The organism is Paenibacillus sp. NMA1017 (assembly GCF_058895805.1).
The window spans coordinates 1-19,937 of record NZ_JBZXYR010000025.1 but is presented as its reverse complement, the minus strand read 5'-3'; the positions used below and the strand labels follow the sequence as shown (position 1 = coordinate 19,937).

Sequence of the window (19,937 nt, the reverse complement as noted above, 5' to 3'; positions counted from 1 at the left end):
ACGTACCCATCCCGAACACGACCGTTAAGCCCTCCAGCGCCGATGGTACTTGGACCGCAGGGTCCTGGGAGAGTAGGACGTCGCCAAGCACGATAAAAAGAGCACAGCCTTAACGGGTTGTGCTCTTTTTGTATACCATAAGGCTTTTGCGTTTTGGAAAATATACAACAAACCAATGTGTATACTCAACTCCACTAAATAATAAGATTGGGTGGATAACTACAATAAAACTTACAACACTCTGGATACGACCGATAGTGAAGTCAAACATAATGAATTTATAAAACAGCTAGTCTTCAACAACAGGGAGACTTGCTGTTTGCCATTAGTGTTTTTTGAAGGTGTGAAAGATTAAAAGTAAGGCTATAAATTTCTAGAGAACAGGCACTTTTGAAGCGAGATAGAAACGTTTCTATTAGAGTCTGAAAAGAAAATTCATACCTTTGGGAGAGCAAAACTCAATCCAAACTGAATTTTTTAGACGAAGACTCAGAAAAAAATATGCAAAATACGGTCCTTTAGTACTATGAAATAACACTATTTATTACAAAATTAAAGAGTTATTAATTTTGGCTTATGTGAGCTTGATGCAAATTCAATCCATTATTTAGGAGATTGAAGAGAGTTGCGAAAAAAGGCGGAATTTGTCGGATGATATCAGGTTGAATTTGTTACATTTATGTTAATGGCATGTAAAGATAAAATTGTTGTAGGGTAAGGGGTTGGAGCCTCAATGTAAATCATAATGAGTTTAGTTTTACAAAATTCGTGAAAACCTAAAATTTCGTTTTAAACTAAATTAACAGATCATGATTGACAGATAACTAATACAAAAAGTGAAATTGTTGCTTTTGAAGTTTGGAAACAAATAACATAATATGGATTTTGTTTTATTTTTATGAGCTCCATCAATTTAGCCCTTTTGTCCCATGCCAGGCGGTTTTAAAGTTTGTATATTTAAAAACAGTTAGAAAGTGTTGGAAGAAAAAAAGAGATATAAGGATTTACTGTAAAATTATGAACTGCATAGAGGATGGAGGAATTCATATGACAACTCGATCACAATCTTGGTTCGCGAAAACAGAGGTCCAACCGACTGCGAAGCTCCAACTATTTTGCTTCCCCTACGCCGGTGGTGGTGCTTACATATTTAACTCTTGGAAGTCTAGGTTTGCGCCTGATATTACCGTGTTGCCTATACAACTTCCAGGACGTGAAAGCCGCTCAACAGAAGCTCCAATGGATACTCTTCAAGACATTGTTCAATCGTTGGTTCCCGCCATGGCTCCATACATACATAAGCCGTTCGCTTTTTTTGGGCACAGTATGGGAGCACTGATTGCATTTGAAACAGCACGGCAATTGTACAGCAAAACTGGAAAGCTACCTGTGCATATCATCATATCTGGTAAATCCGCACCACATCTTCCATACTCCAAAAAACAACTCCATGATTTAGCAGACGATTCTTTCACCGAAGAGCTTCGTTTAATGCAGGGAACACCGGAGGAGGTGCTGCAAAATGCAGAATTGATGCAAATTATTATGCCTCGTCTGCGTGCAGATTTTAAGGTGTGTGAAACTTATGTTTATCAGCCGGGAAATCCACTGGTATGCCCGATGACCGTTTTAGGCGGAATGAAGGATTTTGAGGTTAGCACAGAGTCACTCCATGCCTGGCAACAGCATACGACATCACCTATGGATGTTCGGATGTTCGAAGGTAATCACTTTTTCATCCATGATCAAGAACAAGAGGTTATGAGCGCAGTCGAGAGCATTCTTTCCGCATCCTCACCGATGGCCCACGCGGCGGCAGCTCATGCAGCTAACACAAGCACCCTACAACCACGATTCAGACAGAGTTGAATATCCCACACATCACGATACACTTCGTTATTACCATCTCACAACAATCGACAACCAACCTACAACCAAGATGCAAATTCCAGCATAGTTCAAAATCGCATTTTATTCTGTACGGATACTCATGCATCCAAACCCAGAGTTTATCTCAACGACGTCCACAGCCAATATAAAAAGTTCGCACTGAAAAAGTGTGGGCAACGAAAAGAGGGATGCCCTTGTTTCGATCAAATTCTGCTTTTCGGAGACTCGCACGTTATGTAAGGCCATATAATCTATGGGTTTTCATAACGGTGATCGCCTCCTTGTGTTTGGCAGCTATTGACATTATTTTGGGTAAGGCCATTGAGCAAATGGCACAGGGGACATTCTCCTCTACCCAGAACATGATCTATCTGGTTGTTGGTATGACGCTAATTGGAATGCCCTGTAAGTTTGTGATGAGGTACGCTTCAGCGCGATTTAGTGTTAGTGCTCTGCGCGACTTGAGAGGCGATCTCGTACATAAGTTTTGCGATTTACCGGTTTCCAGCGTGGAAAGGAAATTTACCGGAGATTTGGTATCCCGTCTAACCAATAATACGGCAGTATTACAGAACTTTTTTATCCAGCAGTTTTCCAATCTGTTTTATTTACCGCTTGTGTTTACGGCATCACTCATATTGCTTTTACTGACAAGCTGGAAACTGATATTGGCAAGTCTTGCGCTCATGCCAATAGGAATGATCATAACATCACTGATGAGCAAGCCAATTGAAAAATATTCCGAGGATCTTCAGGAGAAAATTGCTCATTTGAACGCTGTGGGGCAAGATGCGATCGGGGGAATTCCTATCGTCAAGGCATTCAATATGCAAGCTGTGCTGTTGAAGAAGTATATGGTGATTATGGAGGAGGTCGTCAAGCGCGGCTTAAGGCTAGAAAAGCGCTATGCAGCCATTACTCCGGTAGGTGTGATGATGCTGGCAACACCGATTATTTTGGTCATTGTATACGGAGGATACCTGATACAACAAGGAGAGCTGAATGCTGGAGGCATTGTACTTTTTTTATACCTGATTTCGTTCATATTGCAGCCGATTGCCATGCTGCCGACAATCATTTCGCAAATGAAGGAAGCGGGTGGAGCCGCAAAGCATTTGTTTGAGGTGCTGGATTGGCAAAATGAACGTCAGGACGGCGAAATGGCCTTGGTAGATCAGAGACGAGAGAATAGGGTGCCTCATTTGGAAGATGATGCAGATGGAGAAGCCAACCGAATGAGTGCAGGCGGAGCAGAAAGCGATGATGACATTGATGGTGTTGCTGTAGTCAGCTTTGAGCATTTGACCTTTGGCTACGATGAAGGGAACACAGTGTTGAAGGATATCAGCTTCCAGGCAGGGCAAGGAGATATGGTGGCGATTGTCGGTGCCAGCGGTGGCGGTAAAAGCACGATTTTCAAGCTGCTTTGCGGATTTAATGAACCTGGAGAGCATGCCGGAACCATTCAATTATTTGGAAAGAGTTTGACAGATTGGAATTTAACAAGCCTGCGCAGTCATATTTCGATGGTATCTCAGGAGCCGTCGCTTTTTCCGGCCACCATTGCAGAAAATATCGGATATGGACGTCTGGGGGCGACTCGGGAAGAAATTGTCGAGGTGGCGAAAGCGGCACATGCGCATGATTTTATTGTTCAACTTCCCGAGGGCTATGAAACCCTGTTGAGCGAGCGGGGAGGCGGATTGTCTGGCGGTCAAAAACAGCGTATTTCCATAGCAAGAGCATTACTGAAAAATGCTCCGCTGCTTCTATTGGACGAGCCGACTTCAGCACTCGATAGTCAGTCGGAGGCTCAGGTGCAGAATGCGATGAATGCGGTAATGCAAAACCGGACGGTACTGGTCATTGCTCACCGACTGTCAACTGTACGTCAGGCGAACCGCATTATTGTACTCGATCAGGGGAGCATTGTGGAATCGGGTTCTCATGAGGAATTACTAGGTCGTGATGGTGTGTACCGAAAGCTGTATTTGAAAAATTTTGAAGAAGAACAGCATACGGCGAAAAATGGTAATTCGTTGCCTGAGGAAAGGGGTGAGCGTCGTGACCTTCAAGCAGGGGTTTTATGAATTTAAGCAGTTGATGTCCCTGATGAAGCCGCACCGAAAATGGTATTTTACCGGGCTGGTTGGCAATAGTCTGACCAATGCCAGCATCACGATTTTACTTTCTTTTGTGGTGCATTATTTGCTGAATTTCGCGGTTAATGGCGATGTACAGGAGCTATACCGGGCGGTCTATTTGGTCAGTGGTACATTTTTGGCATTAAGTCTTATTTCCCCCCTGTGCAGCTATATGTATAAACGGTGTGTCAAGCTGGCGATTGCCGATGTACGAATGAAACTATTTGGCCACATTGTCAAGCTATCGTACGAAAAAGCCGAAAAACACCATTCGGGTGATCTTGTATCCCGTATGACGAACGATGTACAGGCGCTGGAGCAAGCTTACACCGTTCATATCCGCTCGATTATACTGGAAATTTCGCTTTTCTTGGGCTCGTTGGTCATTTTGATGGCTCTGGATTGGCGATTTGGGATTATGGCGATTGTACTTGGGCTGGCTTCAGCCTGGATAAATGCTCATTTCGCGAAGAAAATGCGAAAGACGAGTGAAGAGTTACAGGGGCGGATGAGCAGGTTCACAGAACGATTGAGTGATTTGCTCTCCGGTTTGCAGACGGTGAAGTTGTTTGGGTTGAAGACAAAGGTAGGTGGACTTTGTAACGATGCAAGCGAGGACATAAACCGCATCAGCATCCGGCAGGGACGTCATATGGGCTTGCAGGATATGTGCAATTTTGTCATTGAATTCATTACGCTGGGCGGTGTGCTTGTCGCCGGATTAATTCTGGTTTCGCAGAAGCAAATGGAACTGGGAGTACTAGGACAGATTGTGCAGCTGCAAACCGGTATTTCAACGGTATTTTTGGAGTTAGGGGCGGCTGTAACACTGTTACAAAACTCCTTGGCAGGCTTGGCACGTATCCGCGAAATTCTGGATGAATCGAAGGAAGAAGAGCAGTTCCCCGCGGCTAAAAAGAAGGGACCGCTGACTAGGATTATCGATTCCGAGACGGCAGCTTTATCAGCCCGTGAATCTGGGGAATTTTATGGCGATGTTGAGACCTTGCGTTCAGACCACGCCATTGAACAGACTCCGGCTGCGCTGGAACTGCACGACATCACCTTTGGCTATCAGCCTAACCATCCAACGCTGCAAAGGTTAAACTTGGTCGTGCCGGAAGGGCAGGTAACCGCGCTTGTCGGCCCGAGCGGTGGTGGCAAAAGTACAGTCATGAAGCTGTTGCTGGGATTTTACCCACCGGACGAAGGTGTGCTGCGGGTTCGTGGTCGCTTGGCAGAAGAATTTCCGTTGGATGAGGTCAGGGATTTGATGGCCTATGTACCACAGGAGGCTACGTTGTTCCACGGTACAGTAGCGGATAATATCCGTTTTGGCTCACCGACTGCCACGGATGAGGAAGTAGAGGCTGCGGCTAAAACAGCCTATGCCAGCGGATTCATAGCCGAGCTTGCGGAGGGTTACGACACGATTGTCGGTGAACGCGGAGCCAATTTGTCCGGCGGTCAAAGACAGCGGATCGCAATTGCCCGTGCTTTGCTCAAAAATGCACCGATTTTGCTATTGGATGAAGCGACCTCGGCTTTGGATGCAGAATCGGAATATGAAGTCCAACAGGGCTTAAATGAGCTGATGAAGGATCGTACGACATTAGTTATTGCCCATCGATTGTCTACGATTGAACGGGCGGATACGATCTGTGTGCTTGCCGATGGCGAACTGAAAGAGCAGGGGACCCATGATCAGCTCCTTGCCGAGGGCGGTCATTATGCAGAGCTGTATGAGCTTCAATTTCGAAAGCATCCCGAGGAACAAACCGCATAAATATGCGAATTTCCTTTTTACCAATATCTATTTTGCGAGGAGAGAGACGGATGACACAGCAAGATGTTCAATTGTTTTCGCTAAGCCAGCCACAGCAACGGATTTGGTACACGGAGCTTCTGTATCCTAATCGGAACACATCAACAATTATAGCAACAGTAAAAATCAGGGGAACTGTTCGTATAGATGCCTTGCAACAAGCAATGAACCGGGTTATTGCCCAAAATGATTCCTTCCGTATCAAAATTACTGCTCAAGATGGGATTCCGTATCAATATGTAGAGCCGTTTACGGCAGAAAGTATAGAAACGATCCAAGTTACCCCGGAAGAAGCGAATGTATGGTTAAAGCGTCATAATCCACAGCCGTTCTCATTGTTGGATTCACAGCTGTACCGATTTGTTATCTTACAGCTCGGGGCAGAAGAAACCTGGTTTAATTTTAAAATGCATCATATTATTTCAGACGGCGTGTCCATGAATCAGGCCATTAATGAAATCACCGGACATTATATGGATATTGTGCATGGTACAGGTCAGGATACGCCGACCAAGGGCAATCCTTATCTGGATTTTATCCAGGTAGAGCAAAGCTATGAGCAATCAGACCGTTATCAAAAGGACAAAACGTACTGGACTGAAAAGTTTGCCGATTTGCCAGAGACTACAGGTTTAAAATCATATAACCCGCTGACACTGAGCACAGCTGCACGCCGGGAGAGCTTTATACTGGAACATGAGTTGTATCGTGGTGTTACGGCTTTTTGCGAGGAACATAAAATTAGTATTTTCACGTTCTTCCTAGCGGCTCTGTATATTTATTTGCATAAAGTGACGGGAGAGCAGGACTTAACCGTGGGGACACTCTATGCCAACCGTACGTCTAAGAAGGAAAAGGATACCATCGGTATGTTCGTCAGCACCGTGGCTACGCGTCTGTTGGTCGAACCAGAATCCGAACTGCTGACCTTCCTGCAGGGTGTAGGGAAGGAGCAGGCATCCATTTTGCGGCATCAGCGTTACCCGTACAACAAAATTATTCAGGATTTGCGTGAACAGCAAAGCAGTTTGGACATTCAGCGTCTGTTTGGTGCTTCTATTCAGTACCGTACCTTGAGTTTCTCCCGGTTTGATGAAGCGATTCAGCAGGTAGATAACGATTTCTGCGGAGATACGGTGAACGACTTCGATATTCACATGGTTGAAATGCTGGATGACGATAGACTCGTGCTGTACCTGGATTATCGTACCGAGCTGTTTAGTGAACAGGAAATTGCTCGAATTATTCGACAATTTTTGAGTGTGGCGGAGCATATGGTGCAGGGCCCACACAAGCGGATACAGGAATTGTCGCTGATCAGTGAGGAAGAGCGGGCGCAATTCCTCGACGTATTCAATGCTACAGCGGTGGAATATCCACACGAAGCAGGCATTCATGAGTTGTTTGAGGAACAGGCTGAACGTACACCGAATCAGACAGCAGTTGTGTTCGGAAATGCCCGTTTAACTTATGGCGAACTGAATGTAAGAGCAAATCGACTGGCTCACACGTTACGCGGACACGGTGTTACCGCCGAGCAAACTGTAGGCATCGTTGCTGAGCGTTCCACGGATATGATCGTCGGCATGTTGGCGATTCTCAAAGCGGGCGGCGCATATGTGCCAATTGATCCTGATTATCCGGCTGAACGTGTACGTTACCTGTTGGAAGATTCGGGAGCGAAGTTGCTGCTGGTGCAGCGTGCAGAACAGCAACCAGAGGAATACACCGGGATTGTGCTGGATCTGAGCGATGCTAAGGTGTACGGGGCAGAGAATGACCAAGACTTGAATACCGTACATTGGGAGCGAAACGAGGCTTATCATGCGGATTATACCGATTATACAAATCTGAAAAATGAGATTTTAAAGGAATCATCCTCGTCTGTCGTAGACAGCACTGCTGGAGAACAAGAACGTAAATTTGGAAACCGACTAGCTTATTTGATGTACACTTCGGGCACGACCGGACAGCCCAAAGGAGTTATGGTAGAACATCGCAATGTCGTGCGTTTGGTGAAACATACAAACTATGCGCAATTAGATGCTGATACACGCATTTTGCAAACCGGCGCCGTTGTCTTTGACGCGTCCACCTTCGAAATTTGGGGTGCGCTATTGAATGGTGGACAGCTCGTGCTGGTAAGTCAGGATGTCATTTTGGACGCTCCAAAGCTCAAGGAAGCCGTGCGCACCCATGGTATCACGACAATGTGGCTGACTGCGCCGCTCTTTAACCAGCTATCTCAGCAGGACTTGGAACTGTTCGAGGGGGTACAAGAACTGCTGGTCGGTGGTGATGTGCTTTCCGTACCGCACATTAACCGGGTGATGGAGGCTCATCCGTCCCTGCGGATCATTAACGGCTATGGCCCGACAGAAAATACAACTTTTTCTACAACTCATGCGATTACCGGTGTGCAATTGGAAGCGGTGCCGATTGGGCGTCCGATCCACAACTCCACAGCGTATGTCGTAGACCGTTCCATGCAGCTGCAGCCTGTTGGGGCATGGGGTGAGTTGATCGTCGGCGGCGACGGGGTGGCACGTGGCTACCGGAACCGTCCAGATTTAACGGCTGAAAAGTTTGTAGACAGCCCATTCCGCAGCGGAGAGCGCTGCTACCGCACAGGCGATTTGGTGCGCTGGAATGAGGACGGGACGTTGGAATACAAAGGACGGATCGACGCACAGGTGAAAATTCGGGGCTACCGGGTTGAGTTGGGCGAGGTGGAAGCACAGCTGTTGAAGCTGGAGGCGGTGCAAGAGGCCGTCGTTATCGCACGTGAGGATGAGCAGGGGCAAAAGCAGCTCTGCGCATATGTAGTCACCCTTGCGGACATCGCGGCTAGTGAGCTGCGAAGCGCCTTGAGCCAAGAATTGCCGGGTTACATGGTACCGTCATATTTTGTGCAGTTGGAGCAATTGCCGTTGACACCAAATGGCAAAGTGGATCGTCGGGCGTTGCCGCAACCGGAGGGAAGCGTGGATTCCGGTGAGGATTACGTAGCCGCACGTAATGAGGTAGAACGGACGCTAGTGTCCGTGTGGCAATCTGTACTTGGTATTGAGCATATTGGTGTGCTGGATAACTTTTTTCATCTGGGGGGCGACTCGATTAAGGCCATCCAGGTGTCTTCAAGACTGCTGCAAAATGGTTACAAGCTGGAAATGAAAGAGCTGTTCCAGTATCCGACGATTGCTGAGCTGAATGGACGGGTGCAGCGGGTGACCCGCGTTTCCGATCAAGGAGAAGTCCGTGGAAACGTGGCATTGACACCGATTCAACACTGGTTCATTGAGCAGCAGCCATCCAATCCTGAGCACTATAACCAGGCTTTGATGCTGCATCGTGAGGATCGATTGGACGAAACGGCGCTTCGTCAGGCGCTGCAACGCATTGTCGAGCACCATGATGCTTTGCGCATCGTATTCCGCCAAAATGCGGACGGTGGGTATGAAGCATGGAACCGTGGCGTGCAAGAAGGGGAACTGTACAGCCTCGAAGTGGTTGATTTTACAAATGAGTCTGACTTTGCTCATTTGCTGGAGAACAAATCCAGCGAAATTCAAAGCAGTATCCGTTTAGATGAAGGCCCTTTGGTGAAGCTGGGTCTGTTCCGTTGCACCGATGGAGACCATTTGTTGATAGCGATTCACCATTTGGTGGTCGATGGCGTGTCTTGGCGTATTTTGCTGGAGGATCTGGCATCCGGCTATGAGCAGGTTTTACGGGACGAGTCTGTCCGTTTGCCTAATAAGACAGATTCCTTCCGCCTGTGGGCTGACCAGCTGTCAGCTTATGCGAACAGCACAGCGTTGAAGAGTGAGCGTGCGTATTGGGAGCAGATTGAGCAAGCAGGGAAGAGTCAGGCATCCTTGCCTAAAGATTACACTCGTAAATCTCAGGTCAAGCCACAGCTTCGCGATGATCGGACACTGACAGTAGCGTGGACGGTAGAAGAAACGGAACAATTCTTGAAACAAGCTCATCGTGCCTACAATACGGAAGCGAACGACCTGTTGTTGACAGCGCTGGGAACTGCTATTCAGGAGTGGGCAGGTATTCGTCAGGTGCTTGTAAATCTGGAGGGTCATGGTCGGGAAGCCATTTTGCCGGATGTGGATATTACGCGTACGATCGGTTGGTTTACCAGCCAATTCCCGGTTGTACTCGATATGGGCGAGGATCGGAATGTGGGACGGCGTGTCAAGAACGTCAAAGAAGGACTGCGCCGTTTGCCGCATAAAGGAATTGGATACGGGATTTTGAGATATCTTTCTGCGCCTAGGGAAGGGGAAGCCGCTTTTGTCGCCGAGCCGGAAATTAGCTTTAACTATCTCGGACAATTTGATCAGGATTTAAAGAATAATGCCTTTCGCATGTCTCCTTATTCCATCGGAGCTTCCATTAGTGACACGTTAACCAAGCGGTATGCTCTGGATATCAACGGCATGATCACGGACGGTGCACTGGAACTGACGATCAGCTACAGCAACAAAACGTTCATGAAAAAGTCAATCAAAAAGCTGGCTGATCTGCTTCAGGAGAGCTTGCGTGAGGTATTGGCTCACTGTGTGGAAAAAGAGTTGCCAGAGCTGACGCCAAGCGACTTGTCCTTCCAAGGACTGACGGCTGGAGAACTGGATCATATTGTAGAGCAGACGGCTGCTGCGGGAGAACTGGAAAATATTTATTCGTTAACACCCATGCAAAAAGGCATCCTGTTCCACGGCTTAATGGAGCCGAAATCCGGGGCGTACTTTGAGCAGGCGACATTTGATCTGCAAGGCAGCTTTCAAGTGGAGGCTTTTGCCGAAAGCTTAAATCAACTGGTGGATCGCCATCAAATTTTCAGAACGAATTTTTATAGCGGCTGGAATGAGCTGCCTTTACAGGTGGTGTACCGCCATAAAGCGGCTGGATTCCGTTTTGAAGATGTGCGTTCACTGGGGCAAGGAGAGCAGGACGCATACATTGCTGATTTTGCTGAGCGTGACAAAGCCGAAGGCTTTAATTTCAGTTCAGGCGAGCTGATGCGGGTGTCTGTTTTGCGTACAGGCGAGGAATCGTACCGTTTTGTGTGGAGCTTCCACCATATTTTGATGGACGGCTGGTGCTTGTTCCTAGTTGTGGGGGAAGCATTTAATACGTACTTTGCCATCCTCGAAGATCGCAAGCCGGAGCTTGTCCAGGTAACGCCATACAGCGAATATATTGAATGGCTGGAGCGGCAGGACAAAGCAGAGGCTGAACGGTTCTGGAGTAATTATTTTGCTGATTTTGAGCAACAGACGGTATTGCCGCAGGCAAAACAGCTGGACGGTCACGCGAAAGAATATGAAGCGGATAAGCTTTCGTTTACATTGGACCGCGAAGTGACGGAACGGATGAACAAGCTGGTTAAGCAAAAGCAAGTGACGGTCAACACACTCCTGCAAGCAGCGTGGGGCGTTGTGCTGCAACGGTATAACAACAGCCGGGATGTTGTATTTGGCAGTGTCGTATCCGGCAGATCAGCGGATATTCCGGGCATCGATAAAATGATTGGTTTGTTCATTAATACGGTTCCTGTACGGATTCACAGTGAGAAAGATATGACGTTTGCTGCGTTAATGAAGCAGATACAGGAGCAGGCACTGGCTTCCCGTGCCTATGAAACCTATCCGTTATATGAAATTCAGGCCCTGACAGAGCAAAAACAGGACCTGGTGAACCATATTATGGTGTTTGAAAACTACCCAGTGGAACAGCGCATGGAGCACATGGGTAGCCGTGGTACGAATGGTTTTACGATTGCCAATGCTTCCGTATCGGAGCAAACGAACTATGATTTCAACATTACCGTTGTGCCGGGTGATGAAATCCATGTCCATTTGGAGTACAACGCGCAGGTGTTGGAACGCACAGCTGTCGAGCAAATCCGTAAGCATTTGCTGCATATTATTGAAGAAGCGATTCACAGACCAGATGCACTGGTGGATGAGCTTGAATTGGTGACTGTTGCGGAAAAAGCGAAAATCATCGACGGCTTTGGTTCCGTTGGTGTATCTGCATGGATTGATGAAAAGCAATCAGAAGGGTTGTCCCACGCCTATGTGGAAGAACAAGCGCAGCTTGTGCCGGATCACGTGGCAGTTGTATACGAGGAGCGGCAGCTTACGTATCGCGAGCTGAACGAGCGTGGGAACCAACTTGCTCGTAGATTGCGGAATGAAGGCATTGGGCGCGAATCCATTGTTGGTATTTTGAGCGAGCGCTCGGTGGACATGCTGGTTGGCGTATTGGCAGTATGGAAAGCCGGCGGGGCATATGTACCGTTAGATGCGGATTATCCGTCCGAACGCATTCGTTTCATGCTGGAGGACAGCGGTGCGACAGTGCTACTGACTCAAACCGGTTTGCAGGAGCGTGCCCAAGCATGGCTGGAGGAAAGCCGATGGGCTTTGGCCGAAGGAAAGGCTGAGGGTGAGCTGGAAACGGCGGTTAGCATTGAAACGATGGAAAGAGACAGCCTTAATGAGGGATTAAGCTTGAAATCAGATTCGTCATCTGATAGCGAAGCAGCATCCGAACCCGCAACGGGACTGCGTCTGCACACCGTACTGGCGCTGGACGATGAGTCGCTGTATACCGGGGATGCCACGGATGTGGAACATATCAATGAGCCGCAGGATCTGGCGTATGTGATCTATACGTCCGGTACAACGGGACGCCCGAAAGGGGTCATGATCGAGCATCACAGTCTGGTAAACACTGCCACGGCCTACCGCCGGGATTACCGTCTGAACCAGTTTCCGGTACGGTTGCTGCAACTGGCAAGCTTCTCCTTCGACGTATTCGTCGGGGATATCGCGCGGACGCTTTATAACGGCGGCACGATGGTCATTTGTCCGAAAAATGACCGGATTGATCCAAGCCGTCTATATGGCTGGATTCGCGACTACCAGATTACGGTGTTCGAATCGACCCCGGCCTTGATCGTACCGTTCATGCAGCATGTGCATGAACACGGTCTGGACATGAGCAGTCTGGAATTGCTGATCACCAGCTCGGACAGCTGCAGCGTGACGGATTATCGGGTGCTGCAAGAACGGTTTGGCGCGTATGTTCGCATTATCAACAGCTACGGCGTCACGGAAGCGGCGATCGACTCCAGCTTCTACGACGAAGAACTGTCGAAGCTGCCAAATAGCGGCAGTGTGCCGATTGGTCAGGCGTGGCTGAACGCACGCTTTTACATCTTGGACAGCCAGCTGAATCCAGTGCCGATCGGTGTGCTGGGTGAGCTATGCATTGGCGGTGCTGGGGTAGCACGAGGCTACCTGAATCGTGCGGACCTGACCGCCGAGAAATTCGCGGCCAATCCGTTCGTGCCAGGTGAACGATTGTACCGCACAGGTGACTTGGCGCGGTGGATGCCGGACGGCAATGTGGACTTTATCGGCCGGATGGATTATCAGGTCAAAATCCGGGGTTACCGGATCGAGCTAGGCGAGATTGAAACGGCAATCCAGCGGGTGCCGGGCGTGCGTCAAGCGGTAGTCATCGACCGGACGGACGAACGTGGACACAAGTATTTGTGCGGATACATCACGGGAGAAGCCGAGCTGCGGATCGAGGAGGTACAGGCCGAGCTGGAAGCCGGGCTGCCAGCGCACATGGTGCCTGCACGGTTGATGCGACTGGAGACGATCCCACTGACCCACAATGGAAAAATCGACCGCAAGGCCTTGCCGGAACCGGAAGGAAGCATCCATACGGGTGCAGCTTATGTGGCACCGCGTACCACGGTGGAGCAAGTGCTGGCTGCGGTATGGGCCGGGGTGCTCGGCGTGGAAGCGGTAGGCACGCAGGATAATTTCTTCGAGCTCGGCGGGGATTCGATCAAAGCGCTGCAAGTATCCTCCCGATTGCTGCAAGCAGGGTATCGACTGGACATGAAGGATTTGTTCAGCAATCCGACGGTAGCGTCACTCAGTCCTTTGCTTCGTACAGATGGCAAGCTTGCCAGTCAGGAAGAGGCAGTAGGCCAGGTAGATCTGACACCTATTCAGCGATGGTTCTTCGAGCAGCAGCCGGTAGACCTGCACCACAGCAACCAGGCCATGATGCTGTATCGAGCTGGGCGCTTTGACGTCGACGCGCTGCGCCATACGATGGAACGTATTGTCCAGCATCATGACGCATTGCGCACGGTATTCCATGAGACGGAGCAGGGCTATGCCGCTTGGAATTGGAGTGTGGAGGAAGGCGAGCTATACACACTGGACATTGTAGATTTTAGCGGAATTGAGGACGAATCTGCCGCTATCGAAGTCAAGGCGAGTGAAATTCAAGCCGGCATCCATTTGAGCGAGGGTCCACTTGTGAAGCTTGGTCTGTTCCATTGCGCTGAGGGCGACCATTTGCTAATCGTCATTCATCATCTGGTTGTGGACGGCGTATCGTGGCGTATTTTACTGGAGGATTTGGCATCCGGTTATGAGCAGGCTGTTGCAGGTAAAACAGGCAAAGCTATTCGACTGCCACATAAAACAGATTCGTTCCAGGTATGGGCCAAACAGCTGTCAGCCTACGCGAATAGTGCGACGATAGAGCGGGAGCTCGCATACTGGCAGCATATCGAACAAGCAGAAGCCAGTCTTGCGAAGCCTTTGCCAAAGGATTTTGCAAATGACAATGCTCTGCTTGGAGACAGCGAGGTAGTGACGGTCCGCTGGACGAAGCAGGAAACCGAGCAGCTGCTCAAACAAGCACATCGCGCATACAACACGGAAATGAATGACCTGTTGCTGGCTGCACTCGGAAAAGCCGTGTATGAATGGTCCGGTTCTGAACGGGTGTTGGTCAACCTGGAGGGCCATGGACGGGAAGCCGTTGTACCGGACGTGGATATTACGCGCACGGTCGGCTGGTTTACGAGCCAATTCCCGATTGTACTGGATGGAAGTCTGGGACAAGGGGGACATACCGCTCGTCTGATCAAACGGATCAAGGAAGGGCTGCGCCATATTCCGCAAAAAGGCATCGGCTATGGTATTTTACGATACCTGTCGGATGCGAATGTTTTGGAGAAAGCAGACGTGCAGTTACAGGCGCAGCCTGAGATCAGTTTTAACTATCTGGGCCAATTCGATCAGGATTATAAAGGTAATGATCTACAGCCTTCCTCCTATTCCATTGGTGTGCCTGTCAGCACGAACGCGGCTATGGATTTTGCACTGGATATCAACGGATTAATCGAGGATGGCGAGTTGGTGTTCACGATTCGCTACGGTACAACGCAGTTTCGTCATGAAACGATGGAGCGGCTGGGAGAACTGCTGGCATCCGGCTTGCGTGAAGTCATTCATCATTGTGTCACCCAAGAGAGAACGGTGCTGACCCCAAGTGATGTGCTGCTAAAACATGTAACGCTAGACGAGCTGGAGCAATTGGTGGAAGATACGCGAGATCTGGGCGAACTGGAAAATGTGTATGCTTTGACGCCGATGCAAAAAGGTATGCTCTTCTTCAGTCTAATGGATGAGAGTTCGGCAGCTTATTTTGAGCAGGCCACCTTTGAATTGAATGGACGGTTTGATGTGGTTGCTTTCAGCAAAAGCTTTGATCTGCTCGTCCAACGTCATGAGGCATTACGGACGAACTTTATCAGTTCATGGAAGGATGAGCCTGTGCAGGTTGTCTTCCGTGACCGCAGCGGAGAATTGTACTATGAAGACTTACGCGGGTTGGAAAAAGAGGAACGTAAAGCTCGTGTTGAAGCTTTTGTCATCGAGGATAAAGCGAAAGGATTCCATCTCGCTGAAGATGCACTCATTCGTATCTCTATTCTGCAAACCGGGGATGAAGCGTATCACTTTGTTTGGAGCTTCCATCACATTTTGATGGATGGCTGGTGCTTGTCCTTTATGACACAGGAGGTATTCGGCAGCTATCTGGCTCTGCGCGCGGGCCATGAGCCAGCGCTGGAGCCTGTCACGCCGTTCAGTCGATTTATTGAATGGCTGGAACGTCAGGACCGTGAGGCAGCACTGCAATACTGGCGTGGGTATCTGGCGGACTATGAGCAGCAAATTACGCTTCCGCAGCAAAAAGCACAGCCGAAATCGATGCACACCGGGGAATATGTCGCTGAAGATCTGGATTGCGAATTCCAGCCAGAGTTGGTTGCCCAGATCGAACGGGTGGCAAAACAAAATCAGGTCACGATCAATACGCTGATTCAGACGGTATGGGGCGTTCTGTTGCAGAAGTATAATAACAGTACGGATGTCGTGTTTGGCAGCGTTGTGTCCGGTCGTCCAGGGGATATTCCAGGCGTGGAGCACATGATCGGGCTATTTATCAATACAGTTCCAGTGCGTGTGCAGTCTGAACCAGGTGGAAGCTTTGTCGAGCTGATGAAACGAACACAGCAGCAGGCGCTGGCTTCCAATGCCTACGATGCGTTCCCGCTATATGAAATTCAAGCACTGACCGGGCAGAAGCAGGATTTAATCAATCATATTATGATATTTGAAAATTACCCGGTGGAGCAGCAGGTAGAGCAGTTGGGCAGTGACGGACAGGATAAATTTACGATTTCGAACGTGGTGTCTACAGAGGAAACCAACTACGACCTGAACGTCGTCGTGATGCCGGGTGAAGGCATCAAGATTCGTTTTATGTATAACACGCTCAGCTTTGATCAAGCAGGTATTGAACGTCTGTATGGACATTTTGCGCGCCTGCTGGAGCAAATTTCGCTCAACCCGCATGTTCGGGTGGAAGAGCTGGAACTACTCACAGCAGCGGAAAAACAGCAAATTACAGCCGCATTTAATGATACTGCTTGTGCATTTCCATCCAAACAGACGATCCATCAGCTGTTCGAGGATCAGGTGGAGTGTACGCCAGATCAGGTGGCATTGGTGTTTGGACATCAGAGTCTGACTTATCGGGAGCTGAATGAACGGGCAAATTCATTGGCACGAATGCTTCAAGCACAGGGAGTAGGACCTGACAAACTGGTCGGTCTGATGGTGCAGCGCTCCGTGGAAATGATCGTAGGTCTGCTGGCCGTTCTCAAAGCAGGTGGTGCTTATGTGCCGATTGATCCCGAATTTCCGTCCTCTCGTATTGCATACATGCTGGAAGACAGCGAGGCCGCAGTGCTTCTGACCACTCGTGATTTGGCAGAAGAGCATCATTGCCATGCCAATACCCTGTTTCTTGAGGATGCAGCTTTGTATCAGGGAGAGAGCGGCAACCTGGAGACGATTGCCCGGCCCGAGCATTTGGCTTACGTCATCTATACGTCGGGTTCAACTGGAAATCCGAAAGGAGTTATGCTTCAGCATCGCTCGGTACTCAATTTTATTACCGGGATGCGCGAAGTCATTGACTTTGAAGCGAGTCAAACCATTTTGTCCCTCACGACCATTTCATTCGATATTTTCGTCTTAGAGACCATCCTGCCCCTGTTGGGTGGAATGACGGTTGTGCTTGGCGACAGCCAGCATCAGGTGAATCCTCAGGCACTGGGTGAGTTGATTACTCAACATTCGATTGAGATGTTGCAAATGACCCCATCCCGGTTACAGATGCTGCTGGGTCATGAAGCAGGTTCCCGCGCGCTGCAAGGCGTGAAGTCAATGATGGTCGGGGGCGAAGCCCTTCCGTCCAAGCTGCTCGCAGCACTGCAAGAAATAAATGGTCCCCGTATTTATAACATGTACGGACCTACAGAAACGACGGTGTGGTCGACCGTGCAGGAGCTGACCCATGCGGAGCACATTAATATCGGACGTCCTATCGCGAATACCCAAATCTATATCCTGAATGCGAATGGGGAGTTGCAGCCAGTTGGTGTGCCGGGTGAGTTATGTATTGCAGGGGAAGGATTGGCCCGTGGGTATTGGAAACGTGAAGAACTGACGGCCGAGAAATTTGTAAATCATCCGTTTGCTGGGGGCAAGGCAGACCATGAGCGGATGTATCGTACAGGCGATTTGGCAAGATGGATGCCAGACGGCAACATTGAATATTTGGGTCGGATGGACCATCAGGTGAAAATCCGGGGCTACCGGATCGAACTGGGCGAGATCGAATCGCAGCTGCTGCAGGTGGAGTCGGTACAAGAAGCGGTCATCATGGCACGCACGGACGAAACGGGCCAAACACAGCTCGTGGCGTACTACGTGGCGAGTCAAGAGCTTGGAGCCGGTGAACTGAGACATGAGCTGGGACAAGAGCTGCCAAGCTATATGATGCCGTCGTATTTCATCTGGTTGGAGCAGATGCCGCTGACACCGAACGGTAAAATCGACCGCAAGTCCCTGCCAGCACCAGAAGGCAGTTTGCACAGCGGAGCGGATTATGCAGCGCCACGCACTGTAACAGAACGAACACTCGTAGCGATCTGGCAGTCCGTCCTGGGCGTGCCAACCGTCGGTATGTTGGACAATTTCTTTGACCTAGGCGGTGATTCGATCAAGGCGATTCAAATCGTGTCCCGTGCGTTCCAGGCAGGCTACAAGCTGGACATGAAGGATTTGTTCCGCTATCCCATCGTTGCAACCCTGGCACCGCATATGCACGAGGTCAGTCGTATGGCAGATCAGGGAGAAGTGAGCGGAGAAACGGCGTTGCTTCCGATCCAGCATGGGTTCTTTGCGCAGGCCCAAGTGGATGCGCATCACTTTAATCAGGCCGTGATGCTGCACCGGGAGCAGGGTTTTGACGAAGCTGCTCTGCGTCAGGCGCTTATCAAACTGACAGAGCATCATGATGCACTGCGGATGGTGTTCAGCAAGACCGAGCAAGGCTATAAAGCATGGAACCGTGGAATACAGGAAGGCGAGCTGTATCATCTGGACGTGCTGGACTTTAGGGATTTGACGGATGAAGCCATGCTCAGCGCGGTAATTGAGGCGAAATCCAGTGAAATTCAAAGCAGTATCCAGCTCCAAGAAGGACCGCTGTTAAAGGCTGGTTTGTTCCACTGTGCAGATGGGGACCATCTCCTGATGGCGATTCACCATTTGGTGGTGGACGGGGTATCCTGGCGTATTTTGTTTGAGGATTTGGCTACTGCCTATGAACAGGCCATTCGTGGAGAGGTGCTTCAGCTGCCGGACAAAACGGATTCCTTCCGTTCCTGGTCTGGGCAACTTTCCACCTATGCGAATAGCACAGCTATGGACAGTGAACACGCCTACTGGGAGCAATGGAACGCAGCCGCTTGGGCTGACCAAGTACGTTTGCCTGAGGATCAAGCGCAGGCTGAGCCCTTTACCTTGGCTGACACGGATACAGTGGCCTTCCAGCTTACGGAAGAAGAAACAGAGAGACTATTGAAACAAGCACACCGCGCATATAACACGGAAGTGAACGATCTGCTTCTGACGGCACTGGGCATGATGCTGTACACGTGGACGGGTCATGAACGCAGCCTGATTCATTTAGAGGGACACGGGCGTGAGAACATTTTGCCGGATACGGACATTTCTCGTACGGTAGGCTGGTTTACGAGTCCATATCCGGTATGGCTGGACATGGGCAGTGATCCTACTTTATCGGGACGCATCAAACAGGTCAAAGAGAGTTTGCGCCATATTCCGAATAAAGGAATGGGCTACGGTATGTGGAGATATTTGAGTGAATCCGGCCAAGTCGCCAGTCAGCAAGCAGATGCACTGCATCCTGGTCAACAGCAAGCTTTTGCCGAGCCGCAGGTGAGCTTTAACTATCTCGGCCAGCTGGATCAGGACTTGCACACCAGCGGTATGCGTAGGTCTCCTTACTCAATTGGATCGGTCGTTAGTGACCGGACGAAGATGAAATATGCTCTGGATGTGAGTGGAATCGTTACGCACGGCATTCTGGAACTGGACATTCGGTATAACGGCAAAGCCTTCCGTAAGGACACCGTCCACATGCTAGCCAATCTGCTGAAATCCAATCTGCTTGAAGTGATCGAGCATTGTGTCACACGGGAGCATACCGAATTGACTCCAAGTGATGTGCTGTTTAAAGGCCTGACACTGGAGCAGCTAGATACGATTAAGGAGCAGACCCAGACGGTTGGGGAA

General features: G+C 49.5%; 4 protein-coding genes and 1 rRNA gene. All 5 read left to right on the top strand.

Annotated features, from left to right (window positions below; translation table 11 throughout):
- Nucleotides 1-89 (top strand): 5S ribosomal RNA (rrf, locus tag AC5ELV_RS25985); the annotation flags it as partial.
- A 958-nt stretch (nucleotides 90-1,047) separates the two neighbouring features.
- A complete protein-coding gene (locus AC5ELV_RS25980) occupies nucleotides 1,048-1,869 on the top strand; it encodes a thioesterase II family protein (protein WP_493432420.1) in 822 nt (273 codons plus the stop codon).
- A gap of 215 nt (nucleotides 1,870-2,084) precedes the next feature.
- Nucleotides 2,085-3,980 (top strand): ABC transporter ATP-binding protein, encoded by a 1,896-nt coding sequence (locus AC5ELV_RS25975; RefSeq protein WP_493432419.1) that lies wholly within the window; start codon nucleotides 2,085-2,087, stop codon nucleotides 3,978-3,980.
- Nucleotides 3,955-5,820 carry an ABC transporter ATP-binding protein gene (locus AC5ELV_RS25970; protein ID WP_493432418.1) on the top strand — a complete coding sequence of 622 codons (1,866 nt, stop codon included), beginning with the start codon at nucleotides 3,955-3,957 and terminating at the stop codon, nucleotides 5,818-5,820. Before AC5ELV_RS25975 ends, AC5ELV_RS25970 begins: the two co-directional genes overlap by 26 nt.
- Nucleotides 5,821-5,870: 50 nt before the next feature.
- Nucleotides 5,871-19,937: amino acid adenylation domain-containing protein (locus AC5ELV_RS25965; protein WP_493432417.1), on the top strand; the 14,067-nt coding region annotated here is incomplete at its 3' end.

Excerpts from the sequence above, each read along its gene's own strand:
- AC5ELV_RS25980 (WP_493432420.1), top strand. The coding sequence starts at position 1,048 with ATGACAACTCGATCACAATCTTGGTTCGCGAAAACAGAGGTCCAACCG.